Below are 15,311 nucleotides of genomic sequence, written 5' to 3' on the forward strand. Positions count from 1 at the left end.
CTCGCCGAGCAGCGTCACGGAAGCTTCTTGAGCCACACATTACGATGCGAGATCTTCACATCGCCGCCACCCTCAATCTCAAACGCCAGCAGCCCCGACGCGGCATAGTGCTTCGGATCGGTGTCCACCAGCATCGCCATCACATGGCCGTTCACAATATGCGTCAGCGTATGTCCATCCGCTATGACCTCGAACTGGTTCCACTCGCCCGGCTTGATAAACGCCTTCAACTCATCCGAGCTTCCCAGCGTCCCCAGCAGGCGCGGCTTCGCATCCGGCTCCGTTGCCACCACCTGTCCGCGCCAGGCGATGATGCCTCGCGGACTGTCCTGCTCGTAGAGCTGCCCCGTATAGCGATTGTTGTAATCGAAGTCGCCCTGGTAGCCCGTCAGATTCCACTTGGCATGCTGTTGCAGCAGCTCCTGGCTCTTCTTCATTCGCTGCTTCTGCTCATCCGTCATCTGCGCCAGCCGGTCTGCGGGAATCTCGCGGATCTGCGGCTGCACCAGCTTGCTGCGATACTGGATGCCTCCATTCGCTCCCGTGCCCTCCAGCTTGATCTCAAACCGCAGCCTGAAGTTCCCCACCTCGCCGCCGCGCCAGATAATGTTCGTCGTGCCCGAAGGATGCGCGTCGCTCGACACGCCGACGAGAGCGCCATCCTCCACATGCCACACCTCCGACGGCCCATCCCATCCGTTCAGCGTCTTGCCGTCGAAGATCTGCGTCCAGCCCGTGTGGTCGTCGAAATCGATCGGCTCCGGCTGCACAAAATGACCACCGCCAGCAGCCGGCTTCGCACTCTTCTGCTGCATCTGCGCCGGAAGCGTAAAGACCGTTGCCGCAAACAGACTCAACATTGCGACGCCCTGCTGTATCCCTCTTTGCCTCATCATGCCGACACCGCCTCCCACGTCTTTCTCTTCGCTGACTGCAACACGGCATCGGTGACATAATCCACCGCAAGCCCATCACGAAACGTAGGCGCCACAGCTTCCTTCCGTCCCACGCCTTCAAGAAAATCCGCCACCTGGTGGATGAAGGTATGCTCGTACCCGATCTGCAGCCCCGGCACCCACCACTGCTTCATATATGGATGATCGCTGTCCGTCACATGAATGCTCCTCCATCCGCGCAGTCTTCCCTCGTCGCGATGATCGAAGTACTCCAGCCGGTGCAGATCGTGCAGATCCCAGCGAGCTGACGCCTGTTCGCCGTTGATCTCCAGCGTGAACAGCGCCTTGTGCCCGCGCGCATACCGTGTCGCTTCAAAGATCCCCGTCGAGCCATTGCCGAACCGTCCCAGGAACGAGCTGGCATCGTCGATCGTCACCGGCTCCATCTTTCCCGTCAGGCTATGCTTGCGCTCCTTGATGAAGGTCTCCGTCATCGCCGCGACCTCCGTAATCGGACCGTTCAGCCACAGCGCCATGTCGATGTTGTGCGCCAGCAAATCGCCCGTCACGCCGCTGCCAGCAATCGAAGAGTCCAGCCGCCACAACCCCTCGCCGCCCTGCGGCAGGTCTTGCGAGATCGTCCAGTCCTGCAGAAACTGCGTGCGGTAGTGAAAGATGCGCCCGAAGCGTCCCTCATCCAGCAGCTGCTTCAGCAGCGCCAGCGCAGGCACGCGGCGATAGTTGTACCAGACCATGTTTGCGATCTTCGCCGTCTCCACGGCATCGACCATGGCCTTCGCCTCGACGGCATCGCGCCCCAGCGGCTTCTCGCACAGCAGCATCTTGCCAGCCTTGGCCGCGGCAATTGCAATCTCGGCATGGGTATCGTTCGGACTGGCGACATCGATCAGGTCAATGTCGCTGCGTTCGATCAACGCACGCCAGTCCGTCTCAATCGACGCATAGCCCCAGTTCTCCGCGAATGTTTTGGCGCGCTCAGCATTCCTGGCGCAGACCGCCTTCAATACCGGTCGATACGGAAGATCGAAGAATCGCGGCGCCTGTAGAAAGGCATTCGAATGCGTGCGTCCCATGAAGCCATAGCCAACCAGGCCGATATTCAGATCTCTCTTTGCCATACCCTTCCGGCTCTCCCCGCTTCAATCCCATCCATGCGCATCGCGGACTGCAAGCAGCGTGCGCAGCACATCGTTCCACGTCTCCGGCGAGGTCATCGTCGCATTCGGAAACATGCATCCATCCCAGCAGATATGCTGATACGCCCTCGTCGGCTCGCCATCCCCTCCGCGCATCCACAGACCGGCAACCTTCACAATATCCATCTTCCCGTTGGGATCGTTCGCCGGACAGTGGCGTCCCGTCTTATCGTGCGACCCCGCGCCATGCACCGTGCCATCGTTCTGCGCGACGTGAAAATCAAACGTCCACGGGCGCAGCGCATCCGTCAGCCTGCGCAGCGCCTCCATCAGCACATCCTGCTGCGACCAGTCGAAGTTCTCCGGCAGCAGGCGGCTCTCCGGCGAGTTATAACCCAGCGTATACAGCAGCGAGTGCGCCATATCCGCCTGGAAGCCAACCGTCTCCGGCTTCCCCACCAGCTCCAGCAGCTCGACCATATGCTTCCAGCCATGCATGCCGCCCCAGCAGATCTCACCCTCCGCCGCCAGCCGCTCGCCATAGTCTTCCGCGATGTCCGCTGCCTCGCGAAACGTCGCTGCAATCTTCTTCGTGCTTGCAATCGGGTCCTTGGCCCACTCCTCCGGGCTCGTCGCCGAATCGATACGCACCACGCCATACTTGCGTATTCCCAGCTCGCGCAGCGTCCTGCCCATCGCGCACGCCTTCTTCACCTGCCTCAAAAAACGCGCTCGCTCTTCCTCCGAGCCCATCGCCGATCCGCCGCCCGTTGGAGCCCACACCGGGGCGACCAGCGATCCCACCACCAGGTTGCGCTTCGCAATCCCATCGGCCAGCCGCGCCAGGTCCTCGCGGCTCGAATCGATATCCACATGCGGCAGCGCGGCAAACAGGTCGACCCCATCGAACTTCGACCCATTCACCTCCGCCGCCGCCGTCAGATCCAGCATCGTCTCCAGGTCGATCGGCGGCTCCGAATCCGGCCCCTTTCCCACCAGCCCCGGCCACATCGCATTATGCACTGCAGGCTTTGCGTGATTCATCACTGCTGCTCGCTTCCTCTTAGTGCTTCACCAACGACGCGGCATCCGGATTCCCCGGGCCGAAGTGCTTCAGCAACACCAGCGGGTCCGTCGTGCTGCGGTTCTCGATCACAACGCCCTGTCCAGCCGCCGACGCCGTCACAAACACCTCGTCCTCCGTCATCTCACCAAAGCGGATCATCGAAGGCGTGGAGATCGTCGTCTTGCCAATCGCTCCATGTCCCTGCGTCACAATCACGCCATATGCCGCAGCATCCTTGATCGTCACCTTCTGCTGCGGCAGCACCGTCAACTCCTTCGCCGAGTAATAAGGCGTGCCATAGGTCACCCACACCTCGCGATATCCCGCATCCTTCATCTCATCTTCAGACCGCACCGCCTTCGGGAAGGTCTTGTTGCTCATCGCGAACTCCGGGTTCACATTCGCCTCCCAGTCCAGCATGCTGACCAGGTAGTCGAGATCCTTGTTATGCTCCGGCGGCACGTCCTTCGTCAGCAGGCTCCAGTCGACAATACGCCCCTCCACCTCTGACTGGAACATCGCAAACACATCGCTGTTCACCTGCGGCTCATACGTCACCAGCGATCCCGGCGCATGCAGAATGCCAGGGTTGATCTGCCATCCCTCGCCCGGCACCAGTCGATACGCCCGCGCATACTTCAGAATGCCGTTGTCGCCCTGGTTCCAGCGCTCCAGGCACGCGCGAATCTCCGCCTTCGTCGTCCCCGGCTCCAGGCCCATGTACGTGTGCGGAAAGTTGTTCTGAATCTGGTTGTACTGGGGAGGAAAGTAGTACGCCTCCGGCTTGCCCTTATGCCCCACCCGCTTTGCGAACTCGTCGGTCTGATGCATGTGATGCGGAATCGGTCCCATGTTGTCGAAGAACTTGCACAGCAGGCTCCATCCGCCTTCGCGCGACATCACCTCTTCGCCCAGCAGCGCATCGCCGGCAACCTCCACCGCATCCTTCAGCAGAAACGATTCACCCGACGCGGTCTTCACATAACTCAGCCCCTCATCGGGCAGCGTATCCGGTCCGTTCGACGCCTTGGTTGTTGAAGAGAACCAGCGCTCGTTGATACCGCCGCGATGTCCTCCAAAGGCATACAGGTCATCCGGGTGCAGCTTCAGCCTTCTGCCGGGAATCATGAACGAACGCGGCACCCAGCACGGCGCCAACCGCAGAATGCCCCCACCGGAACCGACTGCCTCTTCTACTGCTGCTCTCTTCATCATCGTCCCACCTCTACGCCGTTGCGTGTTTTTTTACGTGCGTGTTGATCTCTCGCCGGTCAGCAGCCGCTGCCTGGCAACTTCGCTCTAGTGCTCAATCCCGATACCGAAGGAGTACAGCGTATGCTCGTGCGTCACGAAGAACACGTGGCCATCTCCCACCGACAGGCCAGCCCCCTGGGCATACGTCGGAATCGTCTTGCCGCTCGTGTACAGCTCCTTGCCGTTCGCCGCATCCAGCACCAGCAGCTTTGCCGGCATAGCCGGACTGCCCTGCGCCAGCGCAATCACCATCCCGTTCGCAATCACCGGTGGCGCAGGATTCACCATATCCTTCGTCATCCACTGCGGCGTCAGCGACAGCTTACCGCCACTCTCTTCGATCTTGAACGCCACGATGCTGCCGTGCGTAGCCGCGCCATAGCTCGTGGAAAACTTCGTCGCCGCGCCAACCGCTCCATGCACCGACGCAAACAACCACGTCGTTCCCGACGACGCATCCTGCCACACCGACAACGCATCGGATGCGCCCACCGCACCGCCAATCGCCGTTGTCTCCGCGAGCACCGTATGGTGATCGTCTCCACCAGGCATCTCCGCATCCAGCAGCACCAGGCTGCCGCCCTTCCCCGGAGCAGCCAGCAGCTTCTTGCCCTGGTACGCAAACGCTACCGGAGTCACACTGCGCAGCGCTCCACCCGCGTCATACCACGCCTTCACCTTCGCATCCGGAGTCAACGCAATCACGCTATTGGCATGAACCCCGGCAGTCTCATCGCTCACGCCCTTGCCGGTGACGACATAGGCTAAGCCATCGCCCAACGTTGGCCCCATCGTCGTCAACAGCGCCACGCCCTTTGCATCGTAGGTCGATACGGGATAGCTCGCCGACGTCATATCCATGGCATACAGCGCATTCTTCGCACCCGCGCACGGTGCGGCGGTCGTCGTATACATCACCTTGCCGCCCAGCCCAAGTCCCTTCGTCACGCCCACCGCACCCGGCACAAACTTCACCGGCGGAGCAAAGTCCACGCCCGTCGTGATCACCTGCTCGTGCAGATAGCCGTCCGCCGTCAGCACATAGATCCCCTTCAAACCGAATCCGCCTCCACCAGCTGCCACGCCGACGCGGCGCTCATTCACCGCCAGCGGCCCCTGCTGCGTGGGCGGCCTCTGCCCCGGCACCCGGCGCGCGCCGAAGTTGATCACCAGCGGCGGCTCCATCGACATCGCCACGCTCGATGCCGCACACGCAGCCGGGGCAGCATCGTAGTGCTTCTCCCACAGCATCGACCCCAGCTCCGAGTCCACCGCATACACCGTCTGCGTATCCGACCAGATCACAAAGTCCTTAAAGCCCTTCGAATTGATCAGCCGGAAGATCAGCAGCGGTTCGCTATATGAGCGCAACGCGCCCGTCTCCTTACCCAGCTTCAGCTTCCACAGAAACTTGAAGTCCTTCGCCAGCGACTCCTTCGTAATCGTCGTCTCCGCCTTCTGCACGCCGGCGCGACCAGCATCGTTGCGATTCGTACTCCAGTTCCCCACCGTCTGCGCGCCTGCCTGCGTCAGCCAGAGCACGGCGCCTGCAACCGTGAGCCCGATCGATGCCGTCGACAATCTCTTCATGCTGAAATGTCCTCTTCCAAACCTGAACTGCAATGTGTTCGTCTCTCGAACGGTTTACTTCACGCCAAAGCAGTAGATCGTGCCGTCGAACGTGCCGAAGATCACACGCCCGCCCGCCACCGACAATCCCGCCTGGTGCAGGAACGACACGATCTGGTCGCCGCTCGAATAAAGCTGCTTCCCCGTCTGCGCATCCAGCACAAACAGCTTCGCCGGGATCGACCGCTTGATGCGTTGCTCCGCGCTGTACAGGCCGCCTTCCACATCGTTGGTCTGCCCGGTGAATTCGCCGCCCGCCAGCACGAACACCAGCCCATTGGCCACCACCGGCGGCTCGGCCGTCATCATGTCTCCCGACTGCCACGCCGGCGACATCACCGTCTTACCGGCCTTCTCTTCCACCTTGAACGCGAGCACACCGCCGTTCGGCGTATCGCCGTAGTTGGTCGGAAACTTCATCGTCGTCGGTCCGCCGTTCGGGGCCAGCACCCACTGCGTACCGCTCTTGTCCTTCCATGCCGCAAAGCTGCCCCACGTGCCCTCGGTCTGGAAGTTGACGTTCGCATTTGCGATCAGCTCCGAGCGAAACAGCGGCGTCTGGTGGTCCGCTCCTCCAACCGACTTGCTATCCAGCATGAAGAAGCGCCCTTCCTTACCGCCGCCGATCAGCAGATCGCGCCCCTTGTAAGGAAACACCACCGGCGTCGTATTCAGATCGAGGTCGCGCTGCGTCAGCCATTTGTAGTTCGACGGAGTGTAATAGTCCTTCAGCGTCAGCGTGTCGTTGGCAAACGTGTACGCCTGCAGGCTCGTCGAAAGCTGTCCTGTCTTCGCATCGTACGGATGATCGCCCGACTCGAAATAAATCGTTCCGTCCGTGCCGATCGCCGGTCCCGCCGTGCCCCACAGCCCTCCCTGCGGAGGAGACGACATCGTCACCTTCTTCGTCGCCGTGTTGTACGCATACAGCGCATTCGGCACACCGCCGCAGCCCTGCCCCGTCACCGTGAACACCACGCCGTTCACCAGGTTCAGACCATACGGCTTGCCGTACACGCCGGGCAGCATCTGTACCGGCGCCTGCTTCTCTTCGCCCGTCGCCGGATTCATCAGGTGCAGATAGCCGTCCGTCGTGATCAGGTACAGCACCCGCTCGCCGGCACCGGCAGGCGTAATCACCGGATTCGCGCTCAGTGCATTCGTGCAGATAAATCCGCGTCCCTCGCCAGCCTCCTGCGGCTGGTCCGAAGCCCACTTCAGCTTCTTCTCCCACAACAGCTCGCCCGAGTCCGCATCGACCACAAAAACGTCATTCGAGCTTCCCGCCAGGATCGCCACCGTCTTCACGCCCGCCTTCGTCTCGATGCCGGAGACGATCAACGGCTCGCGAAACGACTGCATGCCCATCGTCTTGTTATCCACCTTCAGCTTCCACAGCAGCTTCAGGCCATCGACATTCTGGGCTGTGATCTTCGTCTCGTCCCGCTGCCACGCATCGCGCTGCGGACTGTAACTGCTTGTCGTCCACTCCGGCGGTGTCGAGGCCTGCGCCAGCGCCACGCCCTCCGCGGCCATAAGCCCGGTCGACGCCAGCAAAACGGCTGCAATCCATCGCCCTCGCGCTGTAAAACGATCGGCGTCCGAGGCAGGGACGAATCGAGCCGCACTCTCAAAGAGACCGGCACCGGAGCAGTTTTTTAGATGAAATATGAGACGTCTCATTTCGAGGGGATACTATCGACGGCGGAATAACCCTGTCAAGCAAACTCGTAAGAAAATCACCCGCCACGCATCCGCTGTCCCCATGTAAATCTGCGCTCTCTCCTGCAGTGCTGCGGCATCCCTCCAGCCATCCGCCGCTCGCGCGCCGCTTACGGATTCAGAGCAAATGCCACCAGGCTCGTCCCCGCGGCCACCAGAACGTATTGCCGCCCGTCCAGAAGATACGTCTCCGGCGCGTTCGACACCCCGCCGATCCTCGCGTGCCAGATCGGCATTCCCTTCGCCGGATCGTAGGCCACAAAATTCCCCGCCGAATCGCTGCCGAACAGCAGCCCACCGGCCGTCGTCAGCAGGCCGCTGATTCCCGCGCCGCCGCTCGGAAAGCGATACTGCCAAGCAATCTTCCCGGTCTTGTAATCGATCGCAGTGATCGCCCCGCCAAGGTTACCGACCGGATCTTCTTCCTTGCCTCCCAGGCCCGCCACCCGCCGCTCATCCGTCTCCGTCTGGTAGTACATCGCGTACACCTCGCGCGACGGCAGGTAGAACAGGCCAGTATCCGGGCTGTAGCTTGGCGGCGGCCAGTTCGTCGCGCCGCCGTTGTCCGGTGAGATCAGCGTTCCGGCAGGCGACATATCCTTTGCCGGATCGCGCACCGGCCTGCCCGTCTCATCGATCCCCTTCGCCCAGTTCGCCGCGTTCGAGAACTTCGACGTCAGCAGATGCTCCCCCGTCACCCGATCGACCACGAAGAAGTAGCCGTTGCGCGCCGCCTGCAACACCATCTTGCGCGGCTTGCCCTTGAACGCTCCATCGACCAGCACCGGCGCCTGCGTCGAGTCCCAGTCATGCGTGTCGTGCGGCGACGTCTGGTAGTACCACGCCATCTTCCCCGTATCCACATTCAGAGCGATGATCGAGCAGGTGTAGAGATTGTCCCCCGGCCCGCGCGTCGAGTTCGTATACGCCGGCGTCGGATTGCCCGTCGGAAAGATGTAAAGATGCGTCTCCGGGTCATACGAGCCCGGAATCCACACCTGCGCTCCGCCATGCCGCGCCGCATCGAGACTCTTCCAGCTATCCAGCCCCGGATCGCCCTTCTGCATCGGCACCGTGTAGTACTTCCACTGCAGGTCGCCTGTCACCGGGTCGAACGACTGCAGAAATCCCGGCGAGTCCAGGTCGTCTCCCGTTCCCACCAGCAGGTGATCGCCCACCACGATCGGCGCAGGCGTCGAGAAATACTCCTGGTTGAAATCCGAGATCTCCTTGTGCCAGCGCTCCTTGCCCGTCTTCGCATCCAGCGACACCAGGTAATCGTCCGGCGTCTCGAAGTAGAGCCAGTCCTTGTACATCGCCATGCCGCGATTGCCGATGTGCGTCCCGCCGCGCGTCTTCCAGAAGTAGTGCCACAACACCGTGCCGTCGCGCGCATCCACCGCCCACGCATTATCCGGAGCTGAGACATACAGGATGCCGTTCACCTCGAGGATCACACCGCCCACATGCGGCGGAGCCACCGGCACCGTCTTCTCCGCCACGCCGCCGATGATCGTCGGAGGAGCATCCGGTCCGTTCGCCTGCGCCGCCGTAACCGGCAGCGTGTCAATCCACTGCAGCGCAAGATTTTTGATGTTGCCCTGGTTGATCTGCTTCAGCGTGCTGTAACGCCGCTGCGTGTAGTCCCCCGCATAGCTCGGCCACGAATCCGTCGGAGGCTTCAGCAATGTCGCCGGATCAAGCCCCTGCGCCGACATCATCGGAGCTACAAGCAGTGCAGCTACAAACGCCAACGAAGCCACAGCCGTCATACCCAGTCGTCTCATCATCCATCCCGTCATCGATGCCCTGCCAAACCGTTGCCCTCCCCACGCTCTACTTCAGCGTCGAGAGATACCGCGTCACATTGTGAATATCGGAGTCCGTCCACTTCGGCAGCATGTCCAGGTGCGCCTGCAGAGGATTCTTCACCTCGACCTTCGTCTTCGTTCCCTCCAGCGGAAACGTCCGCCGCGAGCCATCCGCCGTAATCACGGAGACGAAGAACGCATCGCGCCGCGCCAGCCTGCCTTCCACCTTTTCGCCCGAGGCCAGCGTCACCACCGCCATCGTCGGCGGCACATGCGATGCCGTTCCTCCGCCGCGCTGCCCTCCGCCGCCCGAGACCACAAGGTTCTGCAGCGTCTTCGGCGGATACTTCCCGCCAATCCCCGCAAAGTCGCCCGTCGCCGAATGGCACTTCACGCAGTTCGCCTTGAAGTACGTCTCGCCCGCACCGGCATCCCCCACCAGGATGTCGATCGGCGCCGCCGTTGACATGCCTCTCTGCACATTCTGCAGGCTATGCAGGAACGCCACCACGTTCTCAATGCCCTCCGCATCGATCGAGATCGGCGGCATGCCCCGTCCCGGAAGGCCGTTCTTGATAATCTCCCCGATCAGCTCGCCGTTCTTGTCATCCAGCACAATCTGCGAACGCACCAGGTTCGGCCCCGTCTCGCCGCCTCTCGCATCCGATCCATGACAGAAGCTGCAGTTCGCGCTGAAGGTCTGCTTGCCTCGCTCAATCTTCGCCGGATCGCCCTCCGCCCGCACCGGGTATGAGGGAGGACGCGCCGGAGCCGCCTTAGGAGGAGCCTGCTGTCCATACGCCACGCCCCGCAGGCCGAGACCACCAAGAAGCAAAACGCATAATGCCCGGCTGACAATCGATCCATGGTCCCGCAAAGAACACCCCTCCGTACCGCCCCAAAAGAACTCGCCCTTAAACAGAACAAGTATGCCGCATCGCAGCATACTTGAACATCTGCCCTGCACCAACCGGGTTTAGATCCGCGAGAAGATCTCCTCGCGCGGGTCCTCCGGGTTCAGCTTCGCCAGCTCGCGCAGAATCTCCTTCGACCGCTCATCCTGCACCTTCGGAACCACGATCCTCACCTCGACGATCTGATCGCCGCGCTTGCCCTCATGTACAGCTGAAGGCACGCCCTTCTCACGCAGCCGCAGCTTCTGCCCCGTCTGCGTTCCCGGCGGAATCTTCAGCTGCGTCCTGCCCCCGCCTTCATGCGTATCGATCGTCGGAACATCGATCTTCGCTCCCAGCGCTGCCTCCGCCACCGTCACCGGCACCGTCACGTAGATATCGTCGCCCGACCGCGTAAACACCGGATTCGTCCCCGCCTTGATGATCAGGTACAGATCGCCGGCAGCTCCGCCGCCGACACCGGCGTTGCCCTTCCCCGCCAGGCGAATCCTCTGCCCGTCCCGTGTTCCAGGCTTGATGCGGAACTCCAGCTGCTCCGTCTTCATCACCACGCCTTCACCGTGGCAGGTATGGCAGGCATTCTGCACCTTGCCCGAGCCGCCGCAGCGCGGGCACTGGATGTTGAACTTCATCCGTCCGCCCATCTGCGTCACCTGCCCCGAGCCATGGCACTCCGGGCACTCCATGCTGCCGCCCGTGGTCGACTTGCCCTTGCACGTCGGGCAGATCTCCTGCCGCTGAATCTCCAGCCGCGTCACGCCGCCGCGTACCGCCGTCCAGAAGTCCACATTCACCTGGTACTCAAGATCCGTCCCCGGCTGCGGCCCGCGCGACGCCGTATTGCGCCCGCCCGCAAACATCCCGCCGAAGATATCGCGGAAGCTTCCGCCAAATCCTCCCGCACCGCCCGGCTGAGGCGGCGGCTGCCGTCCCGCCCCGCCTGCAAAGTCCGAGAAGTCGAAGCCGCCGAAGTCGAACGGTACCTCCTGCCCGCCAGCCTGTCCGCCGCCGCCAAAACCCGCGCCGCCGTAACCGCCGCGCGCCGCAGCCTCGGCCGCCGCCGGGTCGATGTTGTCCGAGTAGAAGCCCAGCTGGTCGTAGATCTTCCGCTTCTTCTCTTCGCTCAGCACATCGTTGGCCTCGGAGATCTCTTTGAACTTCTCCTCGGCCTTCTTATCGCCCGGATTGACGTCAGGATGATACTTTCGCGCAGCCTTGCGGAACGCCTTGCGAATCTCATCCGCCGTAGCCGTCTTCTTCACACCAAGTACGCCGTAATAATCTTTGTTCTTCGTCGTTGCCATAGTTTTCTTGTCTTCTTCAGCTCGAGCGCTATCTCTTTATCTTATTCAGCCTGGCAGGTCGGACACCAGAACAGGTTCCGTCCCGCCATCTCCTGCTTCTTCACAACCGTCCCGCAGATAAAACACGGCAGCCCGTTGCGCCGGTAAACATAATGCGCCTCTTCCTTCAGCGCCATGCCGCGTTTGTGCGGCCTGTCCGCGGGCTTCGTCGTGATAATCCTGCGATCCACCATCGCCGCCGGCATCAGCACACCCGCATCCTTCCATATCGACCGCAGCGTGGTTTCGTCTACTTCGCGGCCCATCCGGAACGGGCTCAGCCGCGCCCGGTACAGCAGCTCCGCGCGAAAGATGTTCCCCACGCCGGCAAACATCGTCTGGTCCATCAGCAGCTCGGCGATCGGCTTGCGGCTCTTGGCCACCCTGGGCAGCATCCTCTCCGGCCCATCGCCGTTCAGCGGGTCCGGCCCAAGCTTGTTGACCAGCGCCTCCCACTTCTCGTTCGTGTAGATCGAGCAGTCCATCGGACCGCGCAGCTCCACCCAGGCTACCTGCTCCGGTTCCAGGTGTCCCGTGCCGTCGTCCTCGGAATACCAGGCATGACGCTTCGATTCGCCCGGCACCGCAGGCCTCTTCACTGCCTGCGCATTCCACATCCGCAGCCGCAGCGCGCCCTTTACCTCCGGCAGCGGTCCCGAGCCCTCCGTAAAATCGCCCTGCAATCCCAGATGCACATGCAGGATGCGATCTCTCCCGAAGTCATAGCCCAGGTGCTTGCCCACGGCCATCGTCTTCTCCAGCTTCCTGCCGTCGATGACGTCCGCATCGGTAAACCGCCCCTGCGGACCGTCCACTCTCACCGGCTTCCCGGCAAAGGCTGCGCCATGTCGCGCCGCCCAGCGGTGAATCTCATTACCCTCCGGCATCCTCTTCGCCTCCGGACAAACGATGGGCGACGGCCCTGGTCTAGCACCAGAAATCACCGTCGCCGGAAAGGGGTTCTGCTCAAATCAACTGCAACAAAACTCGTCTATTTCTTCACCAGAAGAACTATTTCTTCCTCAGAAGAACATTAGTTCCAGACACGGCTCGCCTCAACCGCCTCAATCGAAAACACCTGGTCCGGCTCCATCTGCTGCATCCGGCGGACAAAGCGCTCCGCCTCTTCTTTCGTGTCGAACATCATCCGGTTATAGAGCTGGCCCGCACGAACCTGATCACATCTCCACATCGTGTCGTTCATGGCTTTGCCTCCTGTGTATCGATTGAGTTCCAGGTTCTCTAACCACAATAGATCGGAGATCTCTTGCTCACTTCGGGTTACTGCCGTTCTTCACGTTCAACACCTTTCCTGGGTGTAAGCCGCAATCCTACACGTCATACAGCTCATCGGGGCCCTGGTAAAGCAAGAGGGGCACCCACTTCGGAACGCCCCTCTTTCACTACGACTGCTACAAACTGCGTCCTGCGGTGGACGTTGACCTACTTCTTATCGTCAACATCCACATATTCGGCATCAATAACACCTTCGTCCTTCTTGGACTCCTCGGTGGTACCCTCTGCCTGGGTAACCGGTTCCCCGGCTCCAGCAGCGTTTGCCTTGTACATCGCCTCCGCAAGCTTGTGGCTCACGGTGGTTAGACGTTCTTTCGCCTCATTTAGATCGCTGACGCTCGGAGTTCCCGCAAGGGTCTTCTTTGCATCCTCCAACGCCGATTCCAACTCGCTCTTGTCCGAGGCGGCAACCTTGTCGCCCGCGTCCTTGAGCATCTTCTCGACGTTGTACACCATGGAATCAAGACCGTTGCGCGCCTCAATCTCGTCGCGCTTCTCCTTGTCCTCGGCCGCATGCGACTCCGCTTCCTTCGCCATGCGCTCGACCTCGTCCTTGCTCAGACCCGAAGAGCTCGTAATCGTGATCTTCGCATCCTTGCCCGTCGCATTGTCCTTCGCCGTCACGTTCAGAATGCCGTTCGCGTCGATATCGAAGGTCACCTCGATCTGCGGCACGCCACGCGGAGCCGGCATAATGCCGCCCAGCTTGAACTTGCCCAGCGTCCGGTTGCCGCTCGCCATCGGGCGCTCGCCCTGGGTCACGTGAACCTCAACCTCGGTCTGGTTATCGGCCGCCGTCGAGAACGTCTCCGTCTTCTTCGTCGGGATGGTCGTGTTGCGCGGAATCATCGCCGTCGCCACGCCGCCCATCGTCTCGATCGCCAGCGTCAGCGGGGTCACGTCCAGCAGCAGCAGGTCCTTCACGTCGCCCGACAGCACGCCGGCCTGAACCGCCGCACCGATCGCAACCACCTCATCCGGGTTCACACCCTTATGCGGCTCCTTGCCGAACAGCTTCTTTACCAGCTCCTGGATCGCAGGCATACGCGTCTGTCCACCGACGAGAACCACCTCGTCAATCTTGCTTGCGTCAATACCGGCGTCCTTCAGGGCCTGCTTGCTCGGCCCGACCGACTTCTGCAGCAGGTCGTCCACCAGCGACTCCAGCTTCGCGCGCGTCAGCTTGCGCACCAGGTGCTTCGGTCCGGTTGCGTCCGCCGTGATAAACGGCAGGTTGATCTCCGTCTCCTGCGCCGTCGAAAGCTCGATCTTGGCACGCTCCGCCGCGTCCTTCAGACGCTGCAGTGCCATCTCGTTGCCCTTCGTCGTCAGATCCAGGCCGCTCTCCGCCTTGAACTCCGAAATCAGCCAGTCGACGATGCGCTGGTCGAGATTGTCGCCGCCAAGGTGCGTATCACCGTTGGTCGACTTCACCTCGATCACGCCCTCACCAACCTCGAGGATCGAGATATCGAACGTACCGCCGCCGAAGTCATACACGGCGATCGTCTCGTCCTTCTTCTTGTCCAGGCCATACGCCAGCGCAGCCGCCGTCGGCTCGTTGACGATACGCTTCACATCCAGACCGGCAATCTTGCCCGCATCCTTGGTCGCCTGGCGCTGCGCGTCGTTGAAGTACGCCGGAACCGTAATGACGGCCTCCGTCACCGACTGGCCAAGATAGTCCTCGGCCGCCTTCTTCAACTTCTGAAGAATCATCGCCGAGACCTCAGGTGCCGTGTACTCCTTGCCCTGCGCGTCCACCGCGATGTGGTCACCCTGCTGCACCACCTTGTAGGGCACCATCTTCATCTCATCGGAGACCTCGTTGAAGCGGCGTCCCATGAAGCGCTTGATCGAGTAAACCGTGTTCTCCGGATTCGTGATCGCCTGACGCTTGGCCACCTGGCCGACAAGACGCTCACCATTCTTCGTAAACGCGACGATAGAAGGAGTAGTGCGACCGCCTTCTTCATTCGGAATGACCTTCGGCTCTCCGCCTTCCATCACGGCGACGCACGAATTGGTCGTTCCTAAGTCAATTCCAATAATCTTCCCCATCACTTCTCTCCCATCGGCAGGCCACGGCCTGAAATCAGATGACTCACAGCGTCATCATCACACCTTGAGTCACTTACTGTCAACCTATCTGATGCTCTCTATCGTATACAGGATGCAGTTTCCCCTATCCCTGTCTCTTCAGACGCTTAGCAAACCTTTTTT

At 61.4% G+C, this 15,311-nt stretch carries 12 protein-coding genes; all 12 read right to left on the reverse strand.

What is annotated here, in order from left to right; all coding sequences use genetic code 11:
- Window positions 1–14 precede the first annotated feature (14 nt).
- The 12 genes from PW789_RS12870 to dnaK all read right to left on the reverse strand — a co-directional run bounded on the left by PW789_RS12870 (window position 15) and on the right by dnaK (window position 15,149).
- On the reverse strand, window positions 15–896 hold the full coding sequence (locus PW789_RS12870; RefSeq protein ID WP_299376980.1) for a DUF1080 domain-containing protein: 882 nt from the start codon (window positions 894–896) through the stop codon (window positions 15–17).
- Window positions 893–2,035: a Gfo/Idh/MocA family oxidoreductase gene (locus PW789_RS12875; RefSeq protein WP_299376983.1), complete on the reverse strand. Its 1,143-nt coding sequence runs from the start codon at window positions 2,033–2,035 to the stop codon at window positions 893–895. The genes PW789_RS12870 and PW789_RS12875 overlap by 4 nt, the downstream gene beginning before the upstream one ends.
- Before the next feature lie 21 nt (window positions 2,036–2,056).
- Window positions 2,057–3,097, reverse strand: coding sequence for a TIM barrel protein (locus PW789_RS12880; protein ID WP_299376986.1), 1,041 nt, complete (start codon window positions 3,095–3,097; stop codon window positions 2,057–2,059).
- A 19-nt stretch (window positions 3,098–3,116) separates the two neighbouring features.
- A complete protein-coding gene (locus tag PW789_RS12885; protein WP_299376991.1) occupies window positions 3,117–4,334 on the reverse strand; it encodes a hypothetical protein in 1,218 nt (405 codons plus the stop codon).
- A gap of 84 nt (window positions 4,335–4,418) precedes the next feature.
- Window positions 4,419–5,963: a hypothetical protein gene (locus PW789_RS12890; RefSeq protein WP_299376994.1), complete on the reverse strand. Its 1,545-nt coding sequence runs from the start codon at window positions 5,961–5,963 to the stop codon at window positions 4,419–4,421.
- 54 nt (window positions 5,964–6,017) lie between these two features.
- Entirely contained in the window at window positions 6,018–7,685 is a 1,668-nt protein-coding gene (locus PW789_RS12895) for a hypothetical protein (protein WP_299376997.1), read from the reverse strand.
- Window positions 7,686–7,834: 149 nt separating this feature from the next.
- Entirely contained in the window at window positions 7,835–9,514 is a 1,680-nt protein-coding gene (locus tag PW789_RS12900; protein ID WP_299377000.1) for an acido-empty-quinoprotein group A, read from the reverse strand.
- 46 nt (window positions 9,515–9,560) lie between these two features.
- On the reverse strand, window positions 9,561–10,412 hold the full coding sequence (locus tag PW789_RS12905; RefSeq protein WP_299377003.1) for a cytochrome c: 852 nt from the start codon (window positions 10,410–10,412) through the stop codon (window positions 9,561–9,563).
- Window positions 10,413–10,511: 99 nt separating this feature from the next.
- On the reverse strand, window positions 10,512–11,753 hold the full coding sequence (locus PW789_RS12910) for a J domain-containing protein (protein ID WP_299377006.1): 1,242 nt from the start codon (window positions 11,751–11,753) through the stop codon (window positions 10,512–10,514).
- Window positions 11,754–11,794: 41 nt separating this feature from the next.
- Window positions 11,795–12,679, reverse strand: a complete 885-nt coding sequence (locus PW789_RS12915; protein ID WP_299377009.1) for an Fpg/Nei family DNA glycosylase — start codon at window positions 12,677–12,679, stop codon at window positions 11,795–11,797.
- Between the two features lie 146 nt (window positions 12,680–12,825).
- Window positions 12,826–12,996: a hypothetical protein gene (locus PW789_RS12920; RefSeq protein WP_299377012.1), complete on the reverse strand. Its 171-nt coding sequence runs from the start codon at window positions 12,994–12,996 to the stop codon at window positions 12,826–12,828.
- 239 nt (window positions 12,997–13,235) lie between these two features.
- A complete protein-coding gene (gene dnaK / locus PW789_RS12925; RefSeq protein WP_299377015.1) occupies window positions 13,236–15,149 on the reverse strand; it encodes a molecular chaperone DnaK in 1,914 nt (637 codons plus the stop codon).
- Window positions 15,150–15,311 lie beyond the last annotated feature (162 nt).

The sequence above is a fragment of the Edaphobacter sp. genome (assembly GCF_028283685.1).
Lineage (GTDB): Bacteria > Acidobacteriota > Terriglobia > Terriglobales > Acidobacteriaceae > Edaphobacter.

Excerpts from the sequence above, each read along its gene's own strand:
- PW789_RS12870 (WP_299376980.1), bottom strand. The coding sequence starts at position 896 with ATGATGAGGCAAAGAGGGATACAGCAGGGCGTCGCAATGTTGAGTCTG.
- PW789_RS12875 (WP_299376983.1), bottom strand. The coding sequence starts at position 2,035 with ATGGCAAAGAGAGATCTGAATATCGGCCTGGTTGGCTATGGCTTCATG.
- PW789_RS12880 (WP_299376986.1), bottom strand. The coding sequence starts at position 3,097 with ATGAATCACGCAAAGCCTGCAGTGCATAATGCGATGTGGCCGGGGCTG.
- PW789_RS12885 (WP_299376991.1), bottom strand. The coding sequence starts at position 4,334 with ATGATGAAGAGAGCAGCAGTAGAAGAGGCAGTCGGTTCCGGTGGGGGC.
- PW789_RS12890 (WP_299376994.1), bottom strand. The coding sequence starts at position 5,963 with ATGAAGAGATTGTCGACGGCATCGATCGGGCTCACGGTTGCAGGCGCC.
- PW789_RS12895 (WP_299376997.1), bottom strand. The coding sequence starts at position 7,685 with ATGAGACGTCTCATATTTCATCTAAAAAACTGCTCCGGTGCCGGTCTC.
- PW789_RS12900 (WP_299377000.1), bottom strand. The coding sequence starts at position 9,514 with ATGATGAGACGACTGGGTATGACGGCTGTGGCTTCGTTGGCGTTTGTA.
- PW789_RS12910 (WP_299377006.1), bottom strand. The coding sequence starts at position 11,753 with ATGGCAACGACGAAGAACAAAGATTATTACGGCGTACTTGGTGTGAAG.
- PW789_RS12915 (WP_299377009.1), bottom strand. The coding sequence starts at position 12,679 with ATGCCGGAGGGTAATGAGATTCACCGCTGGGCGGCGCGACATGGCGCA.
- PW789_RS12920 (WP_299377012.1), bottom strand. The coding sequence starts at position 12,996 with ATGAACGACACGATGTGGAGATGTGATCAGGTTCGTGCGGGCCAGCTC.
- dnaK (WP_299377015.1), bottom strand. The coding sequence starts at position 15,149 with ATGGGGAAGATTATTGGAATTGACTTAGGAACGACCAATTCGTGCGTC.